Genomic DNA, 25,181 nt, shown 5'->3' with positions numbered 1-25,181 from the left:
ACTGACGGCATAATAGGTAGCTAAAGATACCCATTCTAGGGGAATTTCTATAACATTATACAAAGAATTATACACCAAAAACGTATGCTTCGCACTTTATGGCTTTTCAGTTCGCCATACTCTTGCCAAATGGTTTATTTTCTTATATAATAGCTTGGTTTTCAATGCGTACTCCGTTTCAAAAAATTTGGCTAAACTATAACATTTAAGAGGTGACTACCGTCATGGGCAAAGTAAAAGGTCGTATGGACGAGAGTATTCTCGTTTGTGTCTACTACGGTCCAAATGGTGAACGTCTCATTAGACGCGGACATAAGATGGCGACAATCATGGATTGTCCCCTATATATTTTAACGGTTGATCCGCTTCCTTATGACGAATTTGATGCAGAAAAATCCGAATACGTGGAGAAATGGCAAGCACTTGCCGAAGAATTAGACGTAGAAGAATTTATTATACAAGATAACGAAAAACGCCCTTTCGCTAAAGTTATTAAGGAAGTTGCACATTCACGTAACATTACTCAAATCATTATCGGTCAAACGGCTCAAAGCAGATGGGAAGAGATTACAAAAGGCTCGTTTATGAACGTACTCTTACGCGAAATTTCGTTTGTAGACTTTCATGTTGTATCTGTTGACCGCGCCATCAAAGATGAAATCGATGGCATCTTCGAAAAAGGTGTACGCGCTTATTTAATGGAAGATGGCGATGGCTTCCGCGTCTGCTTCACATTATCAAAAGAAGCTCGTTTTGAAGGGATTTTCTTTAAGGAAATCGGCACCGATTTCAATAATGGGATTTTCAAATTTATGAGCAACAACAAAATGTGCCAAGTGCATGTAACAGACGACCAGGTAACTGATCCTTCTTTATTCAATTGCAAAGTAAAGTGAATAGATAAAAGCGGATGACCGATTTTATAAAGGTCATCCGCTTTTTTATTGTATATATTGAACAAAAGAATCTTCCCAACACCGCTCAGCGCTTGCGGATGCCTCCCGCCATAAGCCAGGCGACCGCTTGTAAGGCGCTTCCGCTTTTCTAGGCTTCTTCGCCGACAATTTTCACTTCAAGCTCTAACTCAATCCCAAATTGCTTTTTCACTTCGGCTTTTACCATGTCGATAGTCTGAACATAGTCCGAAGCGGTTGCGTTGTCTTTATTGATGATAAAGCCCGCATGCTTCAGGGATACTTCTGCTCCGCCATGTCCTTTTCCTTGTAAACCACAATCTTGAATCAGTTTCCCTGCAAAATGGCCTGGTGGTCGTTTAAAAACACTCCCTGCCGAAGGATATTCAAGCGGTTGCTTGGATTCGCGTTGGAATGTTAAGTCCGCCACCTTTGCATCGATAGCTGCTTGGTCCCCTTCAGCAAGACGGAAGTCCGCAGATAGTACATAGTAGCCTTCTTTCGCAATGATACTTTTTCGGTAACCTAGTTCAAGCTCTTCTTTATTCAAAATCAAACGTTCTCCAGATTTCGTTAACACAGTCGCTTGGACAATGATGTCTTGAATTTCTCCACCATATGCGCCGGCATTCATCGCCATAGCCCCGCCAATAGAACCCGGAATCCCACAGGCAAACTCAAGACCCGTTAAAGTCTCTGCAGCTGCACGTTTAGAAACATCGATAATGAGCGCGCCTGCTTCCGCATGGACAGCTGTCCCCTCGATTTTAATCCCATCAAGCTTCGCCAAATGAAGAACAATCCCTCTGACGCCACCATCCCTAACAACCATATTCGAGCCATTACCAAGCAATAAGAGCGGGATATTGTTTGTATGCGCATAGCGCACAGTGGCTTCCGTCTCTTTCTCATTACCAGGAATAACGAGTAAATCCGCACAACCACCTAGTTTCGTCATCGTATACTTACATAATGGTTCATCTATCAATAGAACACCTTGTGTAATTTCACTTTTCAACTCATCAAACCAATGATGCTTTACCATCAACACCCAATCCTTTCAAAAAAACGTTCACTTTTATAAGTATGCTTGGAATCCTTTCTTTTGACAAGGAATTCTTACTGATCTTAAATTCAGAATACGCCGATTCAAAAGAATGAAAAATTCCTTTGAATCCACTGTCATGCTATATAGATCAAACTTATGATTTTCATCTACTCTTTAGCTCCGGCGACCGCAAGCGTTGTTAGCGGAATTCTTTGGTTCAGTTTATATTGTCCTCCATGCGGGTAATGTATATATGTATAGCACACTCACATGCCGCATAAAGTGAATTCTACATGCACTGGCTATCATATTGATTATCAACTGAGACTATTTATCTCGAAACTAAGATATTTATCTTGACTTCGAGATAAATGCGGCATATAGTAAGAACATAACTTATTATTGAAGGGATGTTTTTTTTAATGACAACATGGACAGTAGACGCTTCACACACGAATGTAAGTTTTTCAGTTAAGCACATGATGGTTTCAAAAGTTCGAGGACGCTTTGAAGGATTTGAAGGAACACTCGAAGGTAACCCTGAAGATTTAACAGGTGCAAAAATCGACTTTAAAATTGATGCAACAACCATCCAAACAAATAGCACAGACCGCGACAACCACCTGCGCTCTGCTGATTTCTTTGATACAGAAACTTTCCCAGCGATTACATTCACAACAACTGATATCGTCAAAAAGGGCGGCAGCAAATATGACCTTATCGGCGATATTACGATTAAAGACGTTACAAAAAAGATTACATTTGCAGCTGAATTTGAAGGAATCGGGAAAAACCCTTGGGGCGTAGATGTAGCAGCTTTCGAAGCAGAAAGTAAAATTTCACGTAAAGAATTCGGTCTTACATGGAACCAAACACTTGAAGCAGGTGGCGTTCTTGTAGGCGATGACATTAAAATCACACTTGAACTACAACTAAACCCAGCACAATAATCAATAAGAAAAAGCGGGGCATACGATCATCATTGATCATATGCCCCGCTTTCTTCATTTAGATGTCGCAGCCATCATCTGTGCAAAGTCCTTCTCCTTCAGCACCTAGCACTTTTAAAGCTGGTTGAATGCCTTCTTCTTCCGCAACTTTACGTAATGCATCAGCAAAAGCCTCAGCTGGTTGCGCGCCAGAAATCGCATACTTACGGTTAATGACGAAAAACGGTACGCCTTGCACGCCAATTTGGCCTGCTTCTGCAATGTCCCCTTTTACCTCTGTCGCGAATTCATCGGACGCGAGGACTTCCTTCGCGCGATCCTGAGAAATCCCAGATTCCTCTGCAATACGCAACAACACATCTTCTGTGCCAATTTTCTCTGCATCCACAAAGTATGCCTGTAACAAACGTTCAGAAACTTGCCCGCCAACGCCCTCTTGCTCCGCCAACTTCGCTAGACGATGTGCATTGAACGTATTTGCAGGTGTCATATTCGCAAAATCATAGTTCAACCCTACAGACTGCGCTTGAACGGCTACATTATCCGTCATCTTCTTCGCTTCCGCCACAGTCGTTCCATACTTTTTCGCGAGCACTTCCTCCATGTTCATGTCAGATACCGCCGGTGAATTGGGATCTAATTCAAACGCTTTAAAGACGACCTCCGCTTGTTCTCCAAGACCTGTCTCAGCCAATGCCTCTTCTAATCTACGCTTGCCAATATAACAAAATGGGCATACATAATCGGACCATACTTCAATTTTCACGATTCTCCACACACCTTTCCTACTTTTCATTTTAAATTCAAACAAAGAAGGCAACAATGAATATGCTTACTACGATTTCAAGTAGATGTGACGGAGGTTATTTCATGTTTAATTCACTATGGCTACATACAGCCTATCCGCGCGATCCGTTTCCCCAACTCGACCAAGATATCGATTGTGATATTTGCATAATTGGCGGCGGACTAAGCGGAATTGCTAACGCTTATTTCCTCGCCAAAGAAGGAAAAGATGTCATCCTTCTCGAGAAAGACACCATCCTTTCAGGGGCAACAGGTAACTCGACAGGCAAGTTAACCGCGCAACACGATATTATCTATTCAAAATTACTAAAAAAGTTTGGACGTGACCAGGCCAAGTACTATTATGATGTGAATGAAGACGCCATTCAATTCGCTAGGTCCTTTGCGCAGGATGATGAATTAAAGGCGGCGGACTCCATTCTTTATTCGCAATCCAGGCAAGGGAGTGAATTACTGCGCCATGAAATGCGTGCCTATGAGGAACTTGGCATCCCCGGCGAACTCGGAAGAAATTCAGAATTACCCATTCACATGGACACAACACTTACGATAAAAGATGAGTGTCAAATCCACCCTGTACGTCTTGGTCAACATCTTGCACAACTCGCAGTCGAAGCGGGCGCGCGCATTTATGAACAATCAGACGTCGTGCTAATGGATTTGAAAAAACGCTTACTTTCCATGAATGCCGGACACGAAGTGCAATTCAACGAACTGGTATTATGTACACATTATCCAATTGAAGCGTTACGCGGGTTACAAATTATGAAGTTATCCGTTGACCGTTCTTATCTCGTTGCAGCAGAAGCTGACATGCCTTTGCACGGTCAATATATCGCCATCGATTCGCCCAAACGCTCGATTCGAACGGCATTGATCGATGGCCAATCCTATTTCCTACTGTCTGGGGAGAGCCACCAAGCTGGTATGGAAAGCGATACGCAAGTGCATTACGAACGGCTTTATTCAGATGTAAAAGATTTGTATAACCTTTCTACACTGACAAACGGCTGGTCAGCGCAAGATCCCCAGACCCCTGATTTGGTTCCTTATGCAGGCATTATTTCTTCCAGTATGCCCTATGTTTACATCAGCACAGGCTATCGAAAATGGGGGTTGTCGAATTCCATGGCAAGCGCTCGCATCATTAGCGACCTCATTGTCGGCAGGACAAACAAAGCATCCGCACTGTATGCACCGGATCGGACGGGATTTGGATCGTTCTTGCTACAAGCGTTGAAAAATACGGGGCTTGTCGTAAAAGAATTTACAGGCGGGCACTTAACGCGAATGTCTTCCCCAATTTGTACGCATATGGGCTGTCGAACAAGGTGGAATAAGGCGGATGAAACATGGGATTGCCCATGCCACGGCTCCCGTTTCCGTAAAGATGGCTCAGTCCTCGAAGGTCCGGCGACAAAGCCGTTGGATTTGAAATAGACTGTTCAGGTGTATGCGAACTGGCAGGGACAAACGGTCGAACTATCAGCGCAACACCATCGACTTCCTCTATAAAATACAAAAAGGCTGCGCCCATTTCACATGGGCACAGCCTTTTCAATTTTCTTATTTCAACGCTTCCGTTAATACGGGTACGATTTGTTTCTTACGCGAAACGACACCTTGCAACGTCGCCGTGTTATTCACAAGTGACACATTGAACGCCGCGCTTGCACGTTCCGCTTCCTTACCAAGTGCGATAACAGCTGAATCGTTGTTTAAAATATCCGTTACAACGAACAAGAATAAGCCAAGTCCTTTGTCCGCAATAACGCCATTCAACAAGTCTTCCAGCTCCGCCTGACGACTCATAACGTCATTAATGTCGACCGCGTTTACTTGTGCAATTTCGATTTTCACATCGCCAATCGAGAACTCTTTCGCATCCAGTCCGATCAAATCTTCCAACGTCTTATCGCTTAAATCCGCGCCCGCTTTTAGCATAGCCAGTCCATATTCCTGCGCATCTACTTCTGCAATGGCTGCCAATTCTTCCGCCGCCACACGGTCCTCTTCTGTGAACGTCGGTGATTTGAACAGTAAAGAATCCGAAATAATCGCAGAAAGCATAAGACCTGCAATGTTTTTCGGAATCGCTACGCCCTGTTCTTTGTATAATTTATTCAAAATCGTTGCCGTACAACCAACCGGCTCCGCACGATAATAAAGTGGGTCACTCGTCGCAAAGTTCGCAATGCGATGATGGTCAACAACTTCGATGACTTGTACATCATCCAAATCATCTACACTTTGTTGCTTCTCATTATGATCGACAAGAATGACTTGCGCAGCTTCTGGTGCAGCCTTTTCAATGAAGCGTGGCGCTTCAAAGCCGAATTGTTCAAGCGCATAAGCCGTCTCATTCGTCACAACACCTAGTCGTACCGCTTCTGCATCTACTCCTATTTGTTGCTTCAAATACGCATAGCTAATCGCTGCTGTAATCGAGTCTGTATCTGGATTTTTATGTCCGAACACTAAAACCTTTCCCATAAAAATAGCCCCCTGTTCTTTTCTTCTTTACTAGTCATTGTATCCCGCATTAACGGGCAGTAAATCCTCACTTCAAGACTTCAAAATACCTGACGAAGTCTATGCGAGACTCAACTGCCCGTAAATGCCCGATGAGTTCGGGCCAACAGGATGTTGGTTACTTAGGCATTGCCACAGGACGTGGCGTTCTTAGCCTAAGTTCCTTAAACAATCATTGGGGATAAAGCTCCCATTGATTGAAGTTTCTCTAACATTTTATCACAAAGATCGATTGAATAATATTGCATGTAATTCATCTTTATTCATGATAAAGTCCGCGATTGTATAGTTGTCCAACACCTTAAAATAAGCTGTTAATGCTTCATGTAATACGCCTTTCAATCGACAAGACGAAGACAAGATACAGCCATTCGATTCTGGATTGAAACATTCAACAAGATGGAAATCGTCTTCGGTCTTCCGAACAAGCTCTCCAATATTGATGTTTGCTGGTTCTTCTTTCAACCGAATACCACCACCACGTCCCCGAATGGTTTCAATTAACCCCATCTTTCCAAGCTCATGCACCACTTTCGTCAAATGGTTTTTCGAAATGCTATATGTGTCCGAGATTTCTTGGACCGTTGAAAGTTCCCCTTGCTCTTTAGCACCTAAAAAAATGAGTACTCGCAAGGAAAAATCTGTATACATTGTTAAACGCATAATCTCACCGCTCTTTCACAACCTATTATAGCGTTTGAGGCAAATAGGTGAAAGAAATGTGACTAACTTTCTAACACTCTCTAAAGATGTATTTTATATATAGCTTTAATTCTTTTCATCGTTTATGATTAGGTTAACAAATACGAAAGGTTGTGCTCCACTATGCTTTCACAAGAAACGATCAACATTATCAAATCAACTGTACCGGTATTAGAACAACACGGAAATACGATTACAACCGTCTTTTATAAAAACATGTTCGAGGCAAACCCTGAACTTTTGAATATCTTCAACCATGCAAACCAATCACAAGGTCGTCAACAAGCTGCACTTGCTAACACAGTTTACGCAGCTGCTGCAAACATCGATAATCTTGGGGCAATTATTCCAGTCGTTGTCCAAATCGCACACAAACATAAATCACTCGGCATTAAAGCTGAACATTATCCAATCGTTGGTTACCACCTACTAGGTGCTATTAAAGAAGTTCTTGGAGATGCAGCTACACCAGAAATCATCGAAGCATGGGGCCAAGCTTATGGCGTTATTGCTGATGCTTTCATCGGCATCGAAAAAGACATGTATAAGAAAGCTGAGCAAGCTGAAGGCGGATGGGCAACATTCAAAGAATTCACGATTGCCGATAAAGTCGTTGAAAGTGATGTCATTACATCTTTCTACCTGAAACCTGCAGACGGCAAAACATTACCTGCTTACCTACCTGGTCAATACATCTCTATTCGTACACAAATTCCAGGTGAAGAGTATACAGTAAACCGCCAATACAGCTTGTCACAAGCTTCAACAGGCGATGTGTACCGCATCTCTGTTAAACGTGAAGATGAAAACCAACCAGCTGGTAAAGTATCTGTCTACCTGCATAATGAACTTAACGTTGGTGACACACTTGAAGTCAGCGCACCTGCTGGAGATTTCCACCTTGATACTGAAAGCAACAACCCTGTCACATTGATTAGTGGTGGCGTTGGTATCACACCAATGATGAGCATGTACGAAACAATTGCAAAAACAACTAAAGATCGTCCAGTTGCGTTCTTGCACTCTGCACGTACACGCAAACACCAAGCATTCGACACAGTTTTACAAGAATTGAATGCATCTCTGTCAGCTTCCAGCTACAAAGCGCTTTACTCAGAAGAAGGCGATGGTTTCATCAACCGTGAATTCCTTGCAGCTAACGTTTTAGAAGGCAGCGATATCTATGTGTGTGGACCAACAGCGTTCATGCAAGTTGTCATTAATGACTTGTATGCACTTGGTTTCCCAGCAGACAAAGTACACTTCGAATTCTTCGGCCCTGCTGTTCAACTTGAACTAGCAAACGCATAAGAAAACACCTAAGCAAACAAAAATGCTGTCACCCAATTGGGATGACAGCATTTTTTTGTTCGATTTTAGCAATATAATCGATTGCTAATTTATTAAACACCTCTGGTTGATCAATGTTGCAGACATGTCCAGATTTTTCAATTTTGATGAATTCAAAGCCTTTATTTTTACGAACCACTTCCTCAATCGGTGGGATGAAAAGATAATCTTCCTCCCCCATTAAGAATAATGTCGGAATCGCTGTTGTCGAAATTTGCAAGCGGGTTAAATAGGGATTGATAAGCTTCGTTAGCGAAAACCATCTTATAAATTCTTTCTGGTACACTTTCTTGGCCTCATTGACGAATGCCATCCTCGACTCCTCGTGCTCTTTTCGCGGCATAATAATATACGCAAACAATCGATAAAGTAACATATAAGGGACAAAGCGTTTCACTGCACGTCCTACTAGCAATAACAATTTCGTCCGAATATCAAAACGGATGATGGCTCCGCCAAGAATCAATGATTTCACGCGTCCTGGGAAATTGTCCGCCATCGTTTGCGCGACGATTGTGCCAAGTGACATGCCAATAACATGCGTCTCTTTGATGCCTACTTCGTCTAATACTTCAATAACTTCTCTCGATATGTCTGCGAATGTATCGCCTTTTTTCCACATGCCACGAGCAGATTGTCCATGTCCTCGAAGATCGACTAAGAGCACATTATGTTTTTTTCGAAATTCACGGATTTGCTTAAACCAGACAGATGAGCTACCACCTGCGCCATGTATAAATGTCACCCATGGAGTCTCCGGGCTAATTTCATATGTTCGATAGTGCAACAAAACAGTTCATTCCTTCCTGAATCCATTACGCCAAGCATAGCTTGAACTAGCGAAGAATTTAGCCTTCTACCAATTCAAGTCAACTACTACCATTAAACCATTTTTTCCAAACTGAATACAACTACTACCCTAGCTTTCCCCTACTATATATATTGAACTAAAGAAACGCGCCTGTTGATTAACCATTTACTTGCATAAAAGATTGATGAGAAATGCTTTACATCTTCATTTTCACTGAACGATTTCCGGTCCGCTTTCAGTATATGATTCACGACAGCTTTAGGGGGAATTCAAGTGCGATTCCTCCTGTTCAAAGGGCAAGTATGTCTAGCAATGACTGCGTCACTGCTAGACATACTTGTTTTTATAATGCTGTTGCGACTCATTACCTGTCGCGTCCCTCCAATAATTAAGTGAAAAATGCGGTTGCTCGGAAAGAAAAGAAGAAATGACTTTCTATAGGAAGAGTAAGTGCCCGAAGATACAATTTCGGGCACTCTTGTCCATTAAACAATGCGTTCCTTCTTTACTTTACTTCGAGCAAGGATTAGACTTCTTAACATGATAAACGTTGTAGAAAGTTAGCTCTCCCACAATAACAAAAGAAAAGTCTATGGCAAAAGCTTCAGCGGCCAAAATTGTATCTTTGGCCGCCACTCTAGGTAAAGAGCCGATGATTCTTTCTTTCCAAAAAGTATGCGCACTTTGTATACCCACGTCTTTGGAGAGCGACGGATGAGCAATCACCATACGATTATCGAAGAAAGTGTTCGATTCAAAGTACTCCAAATGCAATTGTATATAAAGTGCCTAATGTATAATTTAATTATTTTTCTCCGATCAATAAAACAGAGGCTGCTTCAAAGGACCCCCCTTCGAAACAACCCCTGTCACTCTTTTATCCCTGAACTTTTGCAGGTAGCCTAAACGATGCAAAGATCAATGCAGCGACTAGGAACAGACCTAGGTAACCAATTAGTGGGTAGAAGTAAGCTACTAGCTTTGTAAAACCAACAAAGCTCAAGCCAAATCCAATCACAAGTGTAATGAAAACAAACGTTTTAAACTTTTTCGTACCAATCGGAACAAAACGTGCACCAAATGCATAGAACATACTCACAGCCGTATTGAAAATCATACCGTACAAGATGAACGCCATGAAAATAGCTGCTACTGGGGAAATGTCATTGATAATCGCCAGCGTTGGCATTTCTGCAGTAGCGACCGTTTCGATTTTTGAAAAGATTGCCAAGTGGCTTAACAAGATGAGAATCCCGAGGCCAAGTCCACCAACGAGTCCACCCCATGCTGCCGTTTTTTCATCCTTCTCCGCTCCGCCCATTACAAGTGCCATAGAAGCACCGACCGCGATATTAAAGGATACATAGTTTATAGCTGAGATAAACCAGTTAGGCAATGTCGTCTTCACTTCACGTGCAACTGGATCTAATACAGAGAACGAAGTATCCAATGTTGCTAGACAATAGACGGCAACTAAAACTACCGCCAAAATCAGAAACGGTGTAATACTTCCGATAACGCCAACAACCTTGTCTACATTAAGCATAATCGTTAGCAAAACCAAAACAACCATTAGCAGACTACCTACATAAGACGGCAATCCGAACTGCTGATTCAGGTTCGCACCCGCGCCCGCAATCATAACAACTCCAACGCCAAATAATGTAAATATAATAATCGCATCAACAATTACGCCCAAATAACGACCACTAATTTTATAAATAACATCCTTATGTGATGTCGTGCGCATCCGACTTCCAAGGCGTGTCAAAATCATTCCAAGATACGCAAACAACGCAGTCGACACGATGGCTGCAACATTACCCATCAAGCCAAAACTTGTAAAGTATTGCAAGATTTCTTGTCCTGAAGCAAAACCTGCTCCAACAATAATTCCTATGAAAGCGCTTCCCATTTTGAGTATATTCTTCATGATGCCCTCCGATTGATTTCGCTGTCTTTGAAAACAGCCATTCTACTAAATAATCAAAAAATTTAACTCGTTTTTTCTTCTTCCTGTACTAATTTAACACGCTTGTCTAATCATTTCAACAACAAAAAAAGCCCAATAGTCTGGGCTTTCACATAAAACACATTAATTTTATAATTCAATTATTTATTCTAAATACTTATTATTTTCTAAAAACAACTCCAACGTATGCTCCTATATGATTTTCTCTACAACGTATCAACGTCTTCTCTGCCTTTACAGCCCATTCATTTTCACGCACGATATTTCGACACAAACGGATTATCCTTCTCGTAAAATCGCCACGGATAATGAACCGCCTCTCCTGAATTCCCAATTCCTACACGCGGCCCCGCAATAATTTCGCTTACACCCGGTCCTTCAGCGATGAAAAGCGGCTTATCTGACCAATGGTGACCGTAATACTCCATCGTGATGCCCAGCGCCTTCGTCAATTTCCCAGGCCCATTCGTCCAATCTGTCATTTTCAATTGAGCGCCACGATTTTCTTTCATCTGTTCAAGCCCTTCAATAGGTTCAACCCCGCGGATTAAAATCGCATGTGGCGTCTCAAGAGAACCACTAACAACATTAATCAGCGTATGTGTATGCATCCTATACGTATAGACAAGCCCTGCTTCACCAAACATCACGTCCGTTCGCTTCGTTCGACGACCTCCAAAACTATGCGCCGCACGATCTTCCGGCCCTTGATAGGCTTCCGTTTCAACAATACGTGCCACAAGCGCCACACTTGGTTGTTCATGAACGATATACTGCCCAAGTAACTTTTGTGCCAGTTCCAATACAGGCGCTTCGAAAAAGCTTTTATCGACTGGTGTGTACATCCTTCAACCCCCATTCTTATGACGAAGCATTGCCATCCATCTCTCTCAAAATACGCCCAATTTCTAGCCAGTCTGCTTCCAACGAGGGTCTGTGGGATGGTCTGTAAAAGATGGAGGCCGGATGAAAGGTTGGCACAATCCGATACATTTCTGTCGTCCAGTTGAACGTTGTATCTTCAAGTTCACACAAATATTGGATAGGACGCTCTAACAGTTGTCCATGAAGCTCCGTCACTTTGGCCTCATTTCCAAGCAAGCGCTGCAAGCCTACATTGCCAAGCGTGACAATCAGTTTCGGCTTGATGTTCACCAGTTCATAATCCAACACAGGCGCATGTGCCAAGATTTCTTTTCGCGTCGGTGGACGATTGTATTTTCGCTCCGTTGTCGTGCCATCGCGCTCTTTTTTTGTTCCCCATCGATATGGCCTACTGCGTACTGCACTTGTAATATAGACGTCTTCACGCGCCAACCCGATCGTCGCAAGGGACTTCATCAGTTCCTTTCCCGCACGGCCGATAAACGGAATGCCATCGACCAGCTCAAATTCACCCGGCGCTTCCCCAATGAGCATTAGCTCCGGTTGCTGCGGACCTTCCCCGTAAATAAAACCCTCTACGGGAAAACCAGCAATTCGCTCTTTACCAAGTGTCGCAATCGACTCAGGAATTCGAAACATAGGAAGCCCCCCTCTCATTTTTTCATTCTACCAAAAGAAGCCTTCCCCCTAAAGGAAAGGCTCTATACATTCATACTATATATGGGTTCAAGGCTACCTCCACACTGTTGGCAAAATTGTTGCCCGCTCCCCAATCAAAGCGGAAGAATACACCCTCCGAACCGCCCGATGCCACCGCATGGACTTTGGTCTTTCCATCAAAATTATCAATCGTCACCGTGAGTGATGCCCGATTGTTGGATCGCATATAATACTTCTCCAAAATGAGAACATGAACCTCATGCTCCCCGACTTGCCTCGCGTATCGATCGACAAGCGTTCCACTAACACTTCCTTCAACCACGTATGTCTCAATGGCCTCCATCGCTTCCGTTGGCGACACATTGACTATGAATTCACGCACCGACATCATCTCAGCCCTTCCATTCTTACCTTCCTCTACGAATACACCACAACAAAGGTTTCGCTATTTTAGCAATCAAAAATAGCCCCCACTTCAACTGAAGTAGGGACCTGACGATTACTTCCTTGGAGGAAGTGGATAATAGCCTCTTTGTGGAAGATGCTCTCTTTTCATATGAATCCATGAAAATTTCTCCATAATGCTGTTGCGACTAATAAGCGAATTTATCCGTTTTCGTTTAAATGAAGTTTCTACATTCGATTCAAGCATCCTCACTACCAATCTCCCCTTTTCAAATCATTTACCTCTTATCTTAATCCTACCGCTACAATATGAAGGGAACATTGGATATATGTAATAACTAGGTAAATCTATTATGCATCGGCATAATAGTGAACTGATTTTAAGTACAGGAATTTTATAAGATGAATAAAGACCCACCTTCCAAAGGCCGGTCCTCATTCACTCTTGTTCAAACTGATTTAATACCATGTATAATCCTATTTAAACTTCCGCCATAATTGAATAACTGCTAGTAAAATACCTATTCCTAATGATAAATAAGTCAATACTAGCCACATATCTCCGTAAGGTTCATGAAATAAAAACAAGTGTGGCCATGGCATAAAAGTTCCCTGTGTCGCCACTTCCATAAATGTATAGGTCACAATAAGCGCCAATGTAATATCTAAACTTTTTGTCACACTTAAAATAGCTACGCCAATTAGTTGGTAAAACACAAATAAGAGGACTAAATGCACAATGATTATATTTGTAAAGAAATCTAGCCCGTTGATCCATATAGCCACTCCTACTAAAAGGCCGATAAAGATTGCATGAAGGAACATATAGCGCATGATGTCAATGATGATTACATTGCGATAATAAACGATTAGTGTCTCATTTGCACCTTCTTCGTACAAACTATTATAGAGAAAGACCAAATGCCAACCAGCCATCGGTATCGCAATGCCTTCTAAAAATATATAGGGCATAAATGGAGTACCAGAACTTTTTCCAACAGTTAACATAAGTAAAGCGCACAAGATATAGGCAATGAGCGGAAAGCCATATAAATGACGTAGCAGTTTAATATCGAACGTAAATAAGTGAATAAGTTTAGTCATTGGCAGCCTCTTTCAGAAGCGCAAGATATCCATCCATTAAGCGTGGACTAACAGGTTGACCAACAGGCTCTTCCGATAGTACACGTACCACGACATGAGAAGACTCTTCATTCATCTGAACAACATCCCTTGTCGCAATAATCTCATCTAATTCTGTCAGTTGAACGTCCATCTCATAGGTACAGTGAGCCGCTTTTTTCTTTAGATCATCAGGTCCACCTTCAAATAGCACCTCACCACTTTTGATAACACCAATCTTCGTGCAAAGAAATTCAATATCTTCAACAATATGCGAGGAAATAATGACAGTATGACGCTTCCCTAATTGCTTCAACAGATTACGAAAACGAACGCGCTCCTCAATATCAAGCCCGGCAGTCGGTTCATCAAAGATCAGGACAGAAGGGTTCCTCAACAGAAGCTGTGCAATGCCTACACGCCTGCGCATCCCCCCAGATAATTCATGCATTTTCTTATAAGCATGGTCCAACAAATTGACTTGCTCTAGGACTTCTTTAATTTGGTCATGATAGGAGATAGGTGACTTGCCACCTTGTAGCACAGCGATATGCTCTAATACATCGTACATCGTGAGCTCCGGGTAAATCATAAAGTCTTGAGGCAAATACCCAATGTAATCTGTTCGTTTAACAGTTGTACTCGTACTAATTAACTCATCATCTACGAACACGCTTCCTACGTTAAAATCTATTAACCCCGCTAGTATTTTCATTAATGTCGTTTTGCCAGCGCCGTTTGGACCTAATAACCCATAAACCCCTGTAAATGAGAGGGAAAAGTTGGACAATATTCGCTGTTTTTTAATGATTTTTGTCAATCCTTGAACCCGAATCTCCATTTCCCCTCTCCTCCTCTACAAATTTCAACACCTGATCCCACGTCCACGTATCGTCCATTGCTGCATACCAGTCCTGAAGAAATTGTCGTTGCCTTTCCTCACTCAATTGATGGAATCGCTGATAGATGACATCCACCTGCTCATGCTCTGACTCCGAAAAATAATGCAAATTGGAACTAATCCCCTTCATATCAATTTGCCATTCATTTTTCTCTCGAATATAATCACTCGCCATGTTAACCCATTCCTCATATAACCAATGAGGCCCTTTCCTTTGTACAACAAAATAAAGCATATTTTTCTGAAAATCCTTCGTTGTAGCGTGTGCATCTACCGCATCCGGATACCCCGTATTGTAGACAAGATGGTCTTTCGTCATAAAAGAAGACAGCCTAGAGTTCGAAAAAACAATAGCTTTCGGCAAAGTTTGAACGGTTGTAGGCGCAAACTGTTGAATTTCCTCTAGTGTTTTTTCTAATAATACCAACACCGTTCGTACTCTTCTCTTCATATGCGGCCAGTCCGCTGGATACGTAATCTGATAATCACCAGATGTTAACTCATTCCCCTGCCCTTTAATAAGCGTTACCGCCTGTGCTTCCCCACTGTAGACGTCCCCACGCCTTGGCAAATTACTAAATAACACTTCGTCCGCTTTCAATGTAAACGAATAGCTTTCATCAGGTAAGAATCCCTCACTTAATTCAATCTCCTTTATACTTTCATTCAGTTCATACATATGAGAAGTTATTTTTTTAGGATACCAAGCTGTATCCGCTAGTAATGCCGTCCTCCCATTTGTATAAGGTACAAAGCTCGTGTCAGTAATTTCATAATGAAAAGTCAATGATGATGTAGACGTCGGTAGCTGAACCTTCACAAGGTCACCATTACGTGTAAAGTTCACCTGTTCATCATCGGCTTTAATCCATTTCAATGGATAAGCATGATAAAGTTGAAAAGCAGGTTCCAAAGTGTCCATTTCTGAAAAAGTAATCTGAACAGTCGCCTGTTTCTTCTTCAATTCTATCCAATATGACTGAATCGCGTAATGTATATCTGCTTCAGTTTCAGCTAGATTTTCATAATAAGCTGTTTCCGTCAAATAATCGGCTCTATTAAAAGTCTTTGTACTTAATTCAACTACACCGCATGAAGTAGCTACCGAAAGGAACATTATAACCAATAGAATTATCATAGTACCGTTTCGCTCTCGCCTTCTAAGTGTCCACCGAAGAGAAAGTAGCAAAATGATACCCGTGGCAATTAGAAACCATGTCATCAGCTTTAGCTCATTTCCCCAATGTACATCAAAACCAGTATAGGATTGATAGACAACCTGCACTGTATTCAGACCAATAAAGAGTAAGGACTTCCAGTCGTTAGCATGGATGGTCAAAAATAAAGAAGAAAATAGTTCTGCATTCATACCACCAGTCATAATCCATACAACTAAAATCGCTAAAAAGCTACTTTTCCTTGTACCAAAGAGTATGGCTATAATTACACCATACAGCATACATAGCAGCATAGGTGCAAATAGATAAATGAACAAAAATCGAATTAAAGATAAATAAATACTTGATAGTTCAACTCCAACGATAAAATAGATTACAGTATACAAGCTGTATGTAACGGCTAACATGACTCCCTGAAACAGAAAATGGGCTGCAAACATCGCACCAATTTTCTCCAACATAATCCGATATCCATCCACAAAGAAAGTATGTATCCCATAAAGCAGTTCTTTTGAATGGATACGATAGAAAAAGATGATATAAAAGATTGACACTATCTGAACAATCATCGCTATCTCGCTCGGCAAATTCCCGTACTCTTCTATGTCATATTCGTTTGTAAAGAACAAAAACAACCTGCTAAATAACAAAAGAAAAAATAATATACTTGCCCCAATATAGATTTTACTGTTGCATATCTGCTTTAGATAAAAGACAAAAAGAAATTTCCAGCGCAACTTATTTCACTCATTTCTATCGGGATAATTACTGATACTCCGAAAGTAAAATTCACTCTGTTTTTCTTATCTATCCAACCACCATTTACTTCCTATATAATTAAAAATCAAGCAGGGGAATGACATAAATAACCAGGTCATTTCCCCTGCCGCTGCCTATTTATATACGCTGAATTAAATAATTTCTTCTAAATGTTGATTTTCGTTCCGCACTCCAATCAACTAAGACAGTAAGGTAAATCATAAGTTCAATCACTATACATGTGCAATTTAGATAATCAGTTTACTGTTAATCTAACACCTCCCCTAGATGAGCTTGTTTGACCAACAATTTGACCATAGTACTCTTGACCAATTGATTGAGTAAATGTTGCTGTTTGTGATTGTCCCGGATTCAACCAATTTGTAGAAGCGACAGTACTATCAGGCAGCCAATTAATAGATTTTTTTGCGTACCCTCGTGTTGTTGTGTTTGCGCCATTATTTGTAGCGTAGATATTTCCTGTTCCAGCCTTGGTCGCTGTAAGAATTGATGTACTTTTGGAAGTACCTGAGCCATCTAGATTAGCAGTTGATTGCGCCGCACTAACCACACTAACAGTTGCTATCATAACCATCGCAAGACACATAGCAACAAATTTCGATCTTGATTTACGCTTTTTGCTTATCAGCATTCTTTTCACCCCCTTTCAATATTAGCGGTTTGGTAGAATCAATTTGATAGATTTCCCCTGGTGAACTAGTGAATATTTCATCAAACCTATTTGTAAAGATAAGATATTTTTCATTCATAAATTCTTCGTTCAGGAATTTATTGAATTCCTCCAATTCCTTGTAGTCCAAATATTTAGTCGGATGATCAAATATAAATATAGTCCTTCCTAAAAAACGACCTATCGAAACAAAATAAATAAGTTTTTGAAAGTTTGTAAGTGAATCAATAGAGTCATGGGGATATATATTATATTTTTCACACAACAATAATGCCTGAGATTTTCTCTTCATTAATCTATGGATCTCTTGCAGATGATAATTCTTCCATAATTCACCAAACTCTTCTGTGATAACAAAAAATATTTTCTTATTGGATTTCTGATTTTGACTTAGAGTATTTTCAATTATATATATTTCACCTTCGTTTACTGGACGAAAACCAGCGAGGGTTAGTGCAATAATCTCAGTATCAACATCGTTTTTAGCAACAATAATTGAGTTAGAGGCAATTCGGCAATTACATTCATGCAAAATTAGTTGGCCACCGCTTTTAATAGTGACATCTTTTAATTTAAGCATTAGTCGACTCCCCTCATTCCTGCCACCATTTGAAGTAACACTTTTTCTTTCTCCTCAATGGTTAAATTAGTGTAATTGATCCATCCATCCGAAGGAATAGAAGAACCCTTCATTACCCATTCTAGATATCCCATTGGTTCGATATCCAGTTTCTCAATTAAATACTGGCTAATAAAAAATATAAGCTCTTCCTCTTCTAAAATTCTATACGGTATTAAAAAAGTCGATAACTCTTCAATATGAGCAGTTACAGGTTTATATTTTACATCCAAAAAAGGGTTAACATAAAAAGTATAATTTCCATTTGAAACTGTACTGTCATAGAGTGAAAGAGGCTCTGCACTCATACTTTTCGTTATTATCGAAATAGTTTGAATATAACTAGTGCAGTAATCGGTATCTTTTATATCTTCGAACAAGCGACAAGTTTCATCACGAACTACTTCGAGTTGATTTTTCAGTTCTACATAATTCTTTTTTCTCGTCAAAAATGGTTGATAAACAACTAACTTCGTGCCCGGGAATTCGATTTGTTCATATGCACCTTTTATAATAGATAAACAATCTAAGCGATCTCCTTTCCAACTATAATTTTCCTCCCCTACGACTAACTCTACCTGTTCACACTTTTTAGTTTCAAAGTTGACATGAAGATTTCTAAATGGATCTATCGTGTAGTGATTCGAGAAAGTAGGTTGTGGATACCAGTTTGCTTCAAACGGTAATAAAATTGCATTTGCCATCAACGAATAAAAACTAGTACCTAAGGTTTTTTCATAATGCAATACCATTGATTGGACTCCATCTGGTTCAACTTCGACAATATTTCCTGTTTGTTTAAATTCTAGATTTCCATTTTCACTTTCTATATGCGCTATCGAAAATTGTTCATTAATTGAAAAACGTATCAAGTCATCTTTATTATCTAAAGTAAGTTCAATTTCAATCGGATATTGGGACTGAGTATCAACATCCACTCCTGTAATCCTCCAATTTTCTGTGGGATCTATATTTTCATGGACCTTGTCTTTTATTTTTTCATATAATCTTAAGTCATTTGTCAGTAAAACTTCAGCCGACTGTAACTGACTTGGAGTATAATGGGTTAAAAACATCGCTGAGGTAATGAAGATAACGCTTATAACACAGCTAGTGATAGCTCGCCTAATCTTTATAAAAACAATAAAAACTCCTATTGAACAAATAAGATATGCCAACTTAATCCATACATTCTCCATTAAAAATGTCAGGCTATGTATGGGATCAATATAAGGCCAACGATTTTCAATAAATATGCTACTTAATACCAAGTGATATTCCATAGAAAACATTATTGTTATCCATAAAAATAATATGCCAAATAATAATATTGCTTTTTTCTGAGAATAATATGTATAAATGATTCCTACGAACAAGCCATTGAACCACGCCCATATATACGGAAGCCCAAAATAAATAAAATATAATTGAAAAATCAACTTTAAAAGATCAAACCCAGATGAGAAAGCAATTACAATAATACTCGCTATTACAGCAGCGATTATTATTTGAGTTATTAAAAAAAAAGTAAACAAAAGTCCAATTTGATTGAATAAAATCCCCGCTGGATTTTGTACTATTTCGTTAATCCTAAGCCATTTAAGTGGAAAAGATTTCGTGATCAAAAGAGTTAAGCGAAAACTTACAAACATCCAGATAAAAAATCCAAAGGGTATAAGGTACTTGGTGTATAAAGTAAACTCTACTGGGTTGATAACATTTGGATTGGCACAATAAATTATAAGGATACACGTGTACAAAGAAAGAAGAATAAGTTCCACTTTCAAACTCAAGGCCAACCTAGACAACACAGGCAAAATCTTCATCTATTTTATCCTTTCCGCAGCCTAGTCCGTAGTATAGCTAGATATTCGCACCACAAACTTAATATTCATAACACTCGACCTATTAATACCTTCTCACACCTTTCTTCCAATTTCACCGTAAATTGTACTGCGAGTTCCCGCAACCCCCTTGCGTTCATTCACCAATTTAGTCTATCGATATGGTCGATGTCGGATACTGCAAAAATGTTGCTATAAATACAATAATCTTTCACTATAATTGATTCCTTCTTGCAAGAGGCCTTTTCCCGACTACTCGGGAAAAGGCTGCCGAACTTTGCACGAAAAGACGAGAATGATAGCCTAGATATGACAAACCACCACATGTCGCTTTACAAATCGTCCCTATTGTTTCCCCAGCTGACATGTATTTCCCTTGTAGGATTATACACACAGCAGCATTGAGTGATAAAATGGATTGGTTCTTCATTATTTTGTACATTACTAACCAGTGGTTTCTTTTTTCGCACTCACTGACTTAACTATTCTCAAACAGCGATTTGAGTTAGGCACAATACTCACCGAATTTCGAAAAACCGCATCACCCATGTGGTTGATTAGAATGATAGAAGAGATTCCAGGTGCACAACTTTTCGTCTATTAAATTATAAACGTAGCTGACCTACTGTAAGCTCGGCTATATCATTTCTCGTACAACAATCATTCACAGATAAATCTTGAACAATATCACCGAAAACCATATTGCGGTTTTCCGAAATCATTTAAGTATCCATTAACTGCATAGATAACAATCCATATTCTCTTGCTTTTAGTAAAGCTTCTGTTCTTGAGCCCACACCTAGTTTTGTGAAGATTTTAGTTAAATGATATTCAATCGTTCGTTGACTCATTGAAAGGTTTATAGCAATTGCATTATTGGTTAGTCCTTTGGATACCTCATCTAATATTTGTTGCTCTTTGCTTGAAAGTATAATATCTCCCAAGCTCTGTTCTCCTTCGCTAGTTGAAGGTCCGGCATTCACCCTTCTTAGTTGTTTAAGCAAATGAAGTGGGATGACAACTTCTTCCCTTAATGCGCATCTGATTCCGGTGATTAATTGTTCTTGTGTTGCAGTTTTACTCATAAACCCTGAAATCCCTGCTTCAATCAGTAGGTTATAATGCGACACTAAATCAAAACCAGTATAGATGAGAATCTTTGCATCAGGATTCACTTGTAAAATCATTTTAGTTAATTCAACCCCATTTACTTTTGGCATATATAAGTCTATTAAGTAAATTGCGTACACCTCTTCTTTAAGGTTCCCTATCACTTCTTCAACATCTGAAAGTACATCCGCCCTCATATCTTCTTCTTGATCGATCATCGCCTTAGTTCCTTCGCCGACAGCGGGATGATCATCCACAATCAATACATTAATCATTCCTAATTCCCTCCAGTTTTCAACCTGATAATTACCTGCATTCCTTCTCCCTGAGCAGAACGGATATCAATTATTCCACCTATACTTTTTATTCGCTCTTTTATTCCGAATATGCCTATTGTTTTAAGGGAATCATTTAACTTCAGCATATCAACCCCTTTACCATTGTCATAATATGTCAAATACAGGTATTGGTTTTTTTCACGTAATGTTATCTTGACCTCGGAGGCTAAGGAATGTTTCATAGCATTGTTTAAAAGTTCTTGTACCACACGATACAGAACTAAGTCATATTCCTGATCCAATGTTCGAATCGATTGGTCCAATTCGGATATTAATATGAAGTTGCTACGCAGTTTTGTCTGGTCGATTAAATTTTGCAAAGACTGAATAATCCCTAATTCACTTAAAAGGGGAGGGCGAAGCTCATTACATGTTTCTCGTACTAAATGGATGTTGTCTAGCATTCTTTCCTTCAGGTCAAATAAATCATTTTCGATAGATCCATCGGTCACTTTCCCTGATATCTTTTCAATTTCCCTTAAAAGTTGCAACTGATCTTGCAGTACGGAATCATGCAAATCCATTGATAGATTGGCCCTTTCTTTTTCTGCTAGAGAGAACAATAATCTCGAAAGCCAGAAGGGATAATTATCATTTTCCTTGTAATGATTTTCCCCTTTATAATTTTCGATTTCCTCAATAAGTCCTTCAATCAATTGAAGGTTTTCAAAAAGAATGCTTGAAACATACGCTAGTGTCTCCAACCATATTTTTTCTTGTACGTTCAAGTTGGTCTTATATTTTTTCATACCTAAAAGAATAATTTTTTTATGATTGTAATCTCCCCCAATCACAATCGCAAATCCACCCGTTACTTCAGTTAATGTTCCAATCCGATGATGATCCCAATTCATTTTTTCTACGTCTTCAGTTGATGCAGCCAGAAATTCACTCCCGTCCTTCAGTATCCACTTTCCTTCGACTTCTTCTCGAACGACTTCAACATATAAAACCTTTTTCACCATTAATACATCTCTGATTTCATTTTCAAGATTCGTAATCAGACTGGATACCTTTGTTTCGTACTTCATTCTTTGGAAAAATGTATATAAACTCATTCCAAAATCACCTTTTTGTGAAAATAGATGATGTCGAAGTGTATAATCGAGGTGCTCTTTCAGATATATTAACAATATTGTACAGATGAACAAAATAAAGAACATCATCACAGTCGTACCTGGCAGCAGTTTAATGCCCAGTGCAAATCTCAACAATACAATCTGTAATACAGTAAACAGAAATGAAATGAATGAGTAGTAGCGTAGCCTATCCAAGAAAAACTCTATATCAAACAACTTTTCCGCCACTTGTAAATAGACAATTGCAATAGGGATAATGATTAAAAAAATAGTTGTAATTTCTGCCGAAAGTAGCTCTTTTTTAAAGAGAATGGTAGGTACTGCATAAAAAAAAGTAAACGGACTGAAAGCTAGAAATATAGTAAACTTCAGGATTTTCAGAATCGATTTCCCTTCAGAATGCTTATATTCACTATAAAATCGGATTAGATAAAAAAGAAAATAAAAAAGTATTGATGAGCAAAACAGCAACTTAAACTCGCTGATATAATTGTTGATGACCGGAAAGAACTGATTGCCAAATATAACGACTACAAAAAACATGTAAATCACATATAACCTAATAAGAGATGTCGTTTTAATAAATACTAAGCCATATTTCCCAAAATACCTTTTTAAAAAATGGATAAATAAAATGATGGTGCTTGGTAGGGTGATGTTTGTTAAAATTCTTCCTATCACGTCTCCTCTAGCAGACATGGAAGCACCTAAATAACAAACTCCTAATGACAATAAAAAATAAATTAAAATGATGGCAGATCGATCATCCTTCATTTTCACATAAAGAAAAACACTTAGCAAAATAGTCACTGTAGCGAATAACATTGGAAACAGTAAATAAAACATATCCTTCAGAGTCATGTGAAGATAAGATATATTGAAGGTATGGCTTTTCAAATCATTATTCGTAATTGTTACGGATTTGGCCATTTCAACCCTACCAAACCGCTTTACAGTCGAATGCCTTTCCGTTTTTTCCTCGTCAACAAGCTCTACTATGCTTCCTTCTTCAATCGGTTGACTTGAAGCCCATCCATTTTTATATTTTTGTTCTACTATCCAATGGTGATTTTCTTGCTTCACCTTCATACCGACTAGTGGAAACTGTAAGATCGTTAGAGTGAAATAACTCGTCAGTCCCAATACGATTAAAAACAGCAGTAAATGTATAATATTCGTTTTAATATTCTGTTTCATTTTCTCTCCTTAAAAAAAGTCGGAGAAAAATTCCTCCGACTTTAAACTCTTATTCCCAATAATAAACCTTTGGAGTAATTTGTCTATCAAAGAACACTTCCAAGATTGCCTTCACTTCTTCTCCAGTGACGCCAACTAAACTTGCTGTTCCCGCTTTTACTTTTTCTAATACATCGGCATTATTGATTAAAAACTGAATAATATCCTGCATTTTTTATATCCCCCTGTTCTTTAGTGTATGTATTTTACTAGTTGATCAATATAATGCTGATCAACTGGAAGTCTCTTCACTTCGTTCAATGCCCTATTTTGATGCATCTTCCTAATCACTTCGGTATAAGTGATAGCTCCTGTTTCAACAAGCTTCCGACTGATTAACTCCTGATTCTTGATAACTTCATCAGCGCTTGACTTATTATTATAATAATCACGAATGAACTGAAGATCATCGTCCGGGTAGTTTAGTAAATAGATGATTGGAAGGGTAAATTTCTTATTTAATAGATCATTTTTTTCGTTCCATGTTGTTATATCCTTTAAATCGTTGGTAATTTGACCTACTAAACCAATTAGTTCAGAATAGGTCACGATTTCTTTCGGATAATCATCCGTTGCTAATACTGTGCCTATAAGACAAGCAAGAGTAACCAACGAACCTGATTTCTCTAAAGTCATCTCGATGTAGTCCGTTTCATTTCTACTACTATTAAGAAGATCCTTATGTTGACCGTTTATTGATCGAAGCGCATATTCTATCAAAATTGAAATCGCTTTATCCTTATTTTTAAAATCTGTAGTTCTGATTACACTTGCACTCAAGAAAAGAAGGGCAGTTGTTGCATTTAACGATAAAGGGACCTCCGTTGACCATGGCTTATCCATACAGTCTTCATCCTCGAAATCGTCTAACATATTGGAGGATAATATCAACATTTCAACAGCCGCTGCAACTGAGTAAATTTCTTCTGTCACTACTCCATTGAATTGGTTGTAGTGCAAAACGAGTAATTCTCCAAAAGAGAATCCTTGCTTTGATTGGTAATCAACAAACATTAAAAGCTGTTCTTTCAATTGCTGTTGTGTAATTTGTTCGTTAATAACTTTTTCAATTGATTTTTTGATCAAAACAGACTGCGCCGTACTCAACTACTTTCCTCCTCCCCCCTAAATAATAGTTTTTTTGACCTATTATACTTTAGCACATTTTACCCACTCATTCACCGCAATATCACTTGCGGATATACGAAAACAACATTGCGGTATATCAAGTTGAAAGATTGCTTAACGGGTTGTTTGTGTCCCTTTAT

Annotated in this window: 23 protein-coding genes; 4 read left to right on the top strand and 19 right to left on the bottom strand. The window is 39.4% G+C overall.

Annotated elements, in window-relative coordinates; all coding sequences use genetic code 11:
* Positions 1 to 224 precede the first annotated feature (224 nt).
* Entirely contained in the window at positions 225 to 896 is a 672-nt protein-coding gene (locus tag MKY34_RS05575) for a histidine kinase (RefSeq protein WP_342514228.1), read from the top strand.
* Between the two features lie 148 nt (positions 897 to 1,044).
* Here MKY34_RS05575 and murB read toward each other — a convergent pair whose 3' ends face one another.
* Positions 1,045 to 1,959, bottom strand: coding sequence for a UDP-N-acetylmuramate dehydrogenase (murB, locus tag MKY34_RS05570; RefSeq protein WP_342514227.1), 915 nt, complete (start codon positions 1,957 to 1,959; stop codon positions 1,045 to 1,047).
* Between the two features lie 425 nt (positions 1,960 to 2,384).
* Here murB and MKY34_RS05565 point away from each other — a divergent pair, with 425 nt between their 5' ends.
* Complete coding sequence (locus MKY34_RS05565; protein WP_342514226.1) at positions 2,385 to 2,912, top strand: YceI family protein; 528 nt, start codon at positions 2,385 to 2,387, stop codon at positions 2,910 to 2,912.
* A gap of 58 nt (positions 2,913 to 2,970) precedes the next feature.
* Here the strand turns inward: MKY34_RS05565 and MKY34_RS05560 are convergent, their stop codons facing one another.
* On the bottom strand, positions 2,971 to 3,678 hold the full coding sequence (locus tag MKY34_RS05560) for a DsbA family oxidoreductase (RefSeq protein ID WP_342514225.1): 708 nt from the start codon (positions 3,676 to 3,678) through the stop codon (positions 2,971 to 2,973).
* Positions 3,679 to 3,782: 104 nt separating this feature from the next.
* Here MKY34_RS05560 and MKY34_RS05555 point away from each other — a divergent pair, with 104 nt between their 5' ends.
* Positions 3,783 to 5,159 (top strand): FAD-dependent oxidoreductase, encoded by a 1,377-nt coding sequence (locus tag MKY34_RS05555; RefSeq protein WP_342514224.1) that lies wholly within the window; start codon positions 3,783 to 3,785, stop codon positions 5,157 to 5,159.
* Between the two features lie 126 nt (positions 5,160 to 5,285).
* Here MKY34_RS05555 and MKY34_RS05550 read toward each other — a convergent pair whose 3' ends face one another.
* Both MKY34_RS05550 and MKY34_RS05545 read right to left on the bottom strand, forming a co-directional pair.
* Positions 5,286 to 6,212 carry a manganese-dependent inorganic pyrophosphatase gene (locus tag MKY34_RS05550; RefSeq protein ID WP_342514223.1) on the bottom strand — a complete coding sequence of 309 codons (927 nt, stop codon included), beginning with the start codon at positions 6,210 to 6,212 and terminating at the stop codon, positions 5,286 to 5,288.
* Between the two features lie 258 nt (positions 6,213 to 6,470).
* Positions 6,471 to 6,914: an Rrf2 family transcriptional regulator gene (locus MKY34_RS05545; protein ID WP_342514222.1), complete on the bottom strand. Its 444-nt coding sequence runs from the start codon at positions 6,912 to 6,914 to the stop codon at positions 6,471 to 6,473.
* Between the two features lie 162 nt (positions 6,915 to 7,076).
* Between MKY34_RS05545 and hmpA the strand changes: the two genes are divergently transcribed.
* Entirely contained in the window at positions 7,077 to 8,264 is a 1,188-nt protein-coding gene (gene hmpA / locus MKY34_RS05540; protein WP_342514221.1) for an NO-inducible flavohemoprotein, read from the top strand.
* A 28-nt stretch (positions 8,265 to 8,292) separates the two neighbouring features.
* On the opposite strand, the gene MKY34_RS05535 is transcribed toward hmpA, so the two are convergent.
* The 15 genes from MKY34_RS05535 to MKY34_RS05465 form a co-directional block, all read right to left on the bottom strand.
* Positions 8,293 to 9,093, bottom strand: coding sequence for an alpha/beta hydrolase (locus MKY34_RS05535; RefSeq protein WP_342514220.1), 801 nt, complete (start codon positions 9,091 to 9,093; stop codon positions 8,293 to 8,295).
* 898 nt (positions 9,094 to 9,991) lie between these two features.
* Entirely contained in the window at positions 9,992 to 11,047 is a 1,056-nt protein-coding gene (locus MKY34_RS05530) for a hypothetical protein (RefSeq protein WP_342514219.1), read from the bottom strand.
* 290 nt (positions 11,048 to 11,337) lie between these two features.
* Positions 11,338 to 11,931 (bottom strand): DNA-3-methyladenine glycosylase, encoded by a 594-nt coding sequence (locus MKY34_RS05525; RefSeq protein WP_342514218.1) that lies wholly within the window; start codon positions 11,929 to 11,931, stop codon positions 11,338 to 11,340.
* A 16-nt stretch (positions 11,932 to 11,947) separates the two neighbouring features.
* Entirely contained in the window at positions 11,948 to 12,610 is a 663-nt protein-coding gene (locus MKY34_RS05520; RefSeq protein ID WP_342514217.1) for a uracil-DNA glycosylase, read from the bottom strand.
* 70 nt (positions 12,611 to 12,680) lie between these two features.
* Positions 12,681 to 13,019, bottom strand: coding sequence for a DUF6054 family protein (locus MKY34_RS05515; protein WP_342514216.1), 339 nt, complete (start codon positions 13,017 to 13,019; stop codon positions 12,681 to 12,683).
* Between the two features lie 494 nt (positions 13,020 to 13,513).
* Positions 13,514 to 14,140, bottom strand: a complete 627-nt coding sequence (locus MKY34_RS05510) for a hypothetical protein (RefSeq protein WP_342514215.1) — start codon at positions 14,138 to 14,140, stop codon at positions 13,514 to 13,516.
* Positions 14,133 to 14,999, bottom strand: a complete 867-nt coding sequence (locus MKY34_RS05505) for an ATP-binding cassette domain-containing protein (protein WP_342514214.1) — start codon at positions 14,997 to 14,999, stop codon at positions 14,133 to 14,135. Before MKY34_RS05505 ends, MKY34_RS05510 begins: the two co-directional genes overlap by 8 nt.
* Complete coding sequence (locus MKY34_RS05500; protein WP_342514213.1) at positions 14,962 to 16,866, bottom strand: ABC transporter permease; 1,905 nt, start codon at positions 16,864 to 16,866, stop codon at positions 14,962 to 14,964. The genes MKY34_RS05505 and MKY34_RS05500 overlap by 38 nt, the downstream gene beginning before the upstream one ends.
* A 386-nt stretch (positions 16,867 to 17,252) precedes the next feature.
* Positions 17,253 to 17,648: a hypothetical protein gene (locus MKY34_RS05495; RefSeq protein WP_342514212.1), complete on the bottom strand. Its 396-nt coding sequence runs from the start codon at positions 17,646 to 17,648 to the stop codon at positions 17,253 to 17,255.
* Complete coding sequence (locus MKY34_RS05490) at positions 17,626 to 18,267, bottom strand: hypothetical protein (RefSeq protein ID WP_342514211.1); 642 nt, start codon at positions 18,265 to 18,267, stop codon at positions 17,626 to 17,628. Before MKY34_RS05490 ends, MKY34_RS05495 begins: the two co-directional genes overlap by 23 nt.
* The gene (locus tag MKY34_RS05485; protein WP_342514210.1) at positions 18,267 to 20,132 is read right to left on the bottom strand and encodes a hypothetical protein; all 1,866 of its coding nucleotides are present in this window, start codon (positions 20,130 to 20,132) and stop codon (positions 18,267 to 18,269) included. The genes MKY34_RS05490 and MKY34_RS05485 overlap by 1 nt, the downstream gene beginning before the upstream one ends.
* A 740-nt stretch (positions 20,133 to 20,872) precedes the next feature.
* Complete coding sequence (locus tag MKY34_RS05480) at positions 20,873 to 21,535, bottom strand: response regulator transcription factor (RefSeq protein WP_342514209.1); 663 nt, start codon at positions 21,533 to 21,535, stop codon at positions 20,873 to 20,875.
* A 2-nt stretch (positions 21,536 to 21,537) separates the two neighbouring features.
* On the bottom strand, positions 21,538 to 23,874 hold the full coding sequence (locus MKY34_RS05475; RefSeq protein WP_342514208.1) for an ATP-binding protein: 2,337 nt from the start codon (positions 23,872 to 23,874) through the stop codon (positions 21,538 to 21,540).
* Positions 23,875 to 23,923: 49 nt separating this feature from the next.
* Positions 23,924 to 24,085, bottom strand: a complete 162-nt coding sequence (gene comX, locus MKY34_RS05470; RefSeq protein WP_342514207.1) for a competence pheromone ComX — start codon at positions 24,083 to 24,085, stop codon at positions 23,924 to 23,926.
* Between the two features lie 20 nt (positions 24,086 to 24,105).
* Entirely contained in the window at positions 24,106 to 25,020 is a 915-nt protein-coding gene (locus MKY34_RS05465; RefSeq protein WP_342514206.1) for a polyprenyl synthetase family protein, read from the bottom strand.
* Positions 25,021 to 25,181 lie beyond the last annotated feature (161 nt).

The sequence above is a fragment of the Sporosarcina sp. FSL K6-1522 genome (assembly GCF_038622445.1).
GTDB lineage: Bacteria > Bacillota > Bacilli > Bacillales_A > Planococcaceae > Sporosarcina.
This window is presented reverse-complemented; position numbering and strand designations above follow the sequence as displayed.

Excerpts from the sequence above, each read along its gene's own strand:
- MKY34_RS05575 (WP_342514228.1), top strand. The coding sequence starts at position 225 with ATGGGCAAAGTAAAAGGTCGTATGGACGAGAGTATTCTCGTTTGTGTC.
- murB (WP_342514227.1), bottom strand. The coding sequence starts at position 1,959 with ATGGTAAAGCATCATTGGTTTGATGAGTTGAAAAGTGAAATTACACAA.
- MKY34_RS05565 (WP_342514226.1), top strand. The coding sequence starts at position 2,385 with ATGACAACATGGACAGTAGACGCTTCACACACGAATGTAAGTTTTTCA.
- MKY34_RS05555 (WP_342514224.1), top strand. The coding sequence starts at position 3,783 with ATGTTTAATTCACTATGGCTACATACAGCCTATCCGCGCGATCCGTTT.
- MKY34_RS05550 (WP_342514223.1), bottom strand. The coding sequence starts at position 6,212 with ATGGGAAAGGTTTTAGTGTTCGGACATAAAAATCCAGATACAGACTCG.
- MKY34_RS05545 (WP_342514222.1), bottom strand. The coding sequence starts at position 6,914 with ATGCGTTTAACAATGTATACAGATTTTTCCTTGCGAGTACTCATTTTT.
- hmpA (WP_342514221.1), top strand. The coding sequence starts at position 7,077 with ATGCTTTCACAAGAAACGATCAACATTATCAAATCAACTGTACCGGTA.
- MKY34_RS05530 (WP_342514219.1), bottom strand. The coding sequence starts at position 11,047 with ATGAAGAATATACTCAAAATGGGAAGCGCTTTCATAGGAATTATTGTT.
- MKY34_RS05525 (WP_342514218.1), bottom strand. The coding sequence starts at position 11,931 with ATGTACACACCAGTCGATAAAAGCTTTTTCGAAGCGCCTGTATTGGAA.
- MKY34_RS05520 (WP_342514217.1), bottom strand. The coding sequence starts at position 12,610 with ATGTTTCGAATTCCTGAGTCGATTGCGACACTTGGTAAAGAGCGAATT.
- MKY34_RS05515 (WP_342514216.1), bottom strand. The coding sequence starts at position 13,019 with ATGTCGGTGCGTGAATTCATAGTCAATGTGTCGCCAACGGAAGCGATG.
- MKY34_RS05510 (WP_342514215.1), bottom strand. The coding sequence starts at position 14,140 with ATGACTAAACTTATTCACTTATTTACGTTCGATATTAAACTGCTACGT.
- MKY34_RS05505 (WP_342514214.1), bottom strand. The coding sequence starts at position 14,999 with ATGGAGATTCGGGTTCAAGGATTGACAAAAATCATTAAAAAACAGCGA.
- MKY34_RS05495 (WP_342514212.1), bottom strand. The coding sequence starts at position 17,648 with ATGCTGATAAGCAAAAAGCGTAAATCAAGATCGAAATTTGTTGCTATG.
- MKY34_RS05490 (WP_342514211.1), bottom strand. The coding sequence starts at position 18,267 with ATGCTTAAATTAAAAGATGTCACTATTAAAAGCGGTGGCCAACTAATT.
- MKY34_RS05485 (WP_342514210.1), bottom strand. The coding sequence starts at position 20,132 with ATGAAGATTTTGCCTGTGTTGTCTAGGTTGGCCTTGAGTTTGAAAGTG.
- MKY34_RS05480 (WP_342514209.1), bottom strand. The coding sequence starts at position 21,535 with ATGATTAATGTATTGATTGTGGATGATCATCCCGCTGTCGGCGAAGGA.
- MKY34_RS05475 (WP_342514208.1), bottom strand. The coding sequence starts at position 23,874 with ATGAAACAGAATATTAAAACGAATATTATACATTTACTGCTGTTTTTA.
- comX (WP_342514207.1), bottom strand. The coding sequence starts at position 24,085 with ATGCAGGATATTATTCAGTTTTTAATCAATAATGCCGATGTATTAGAA.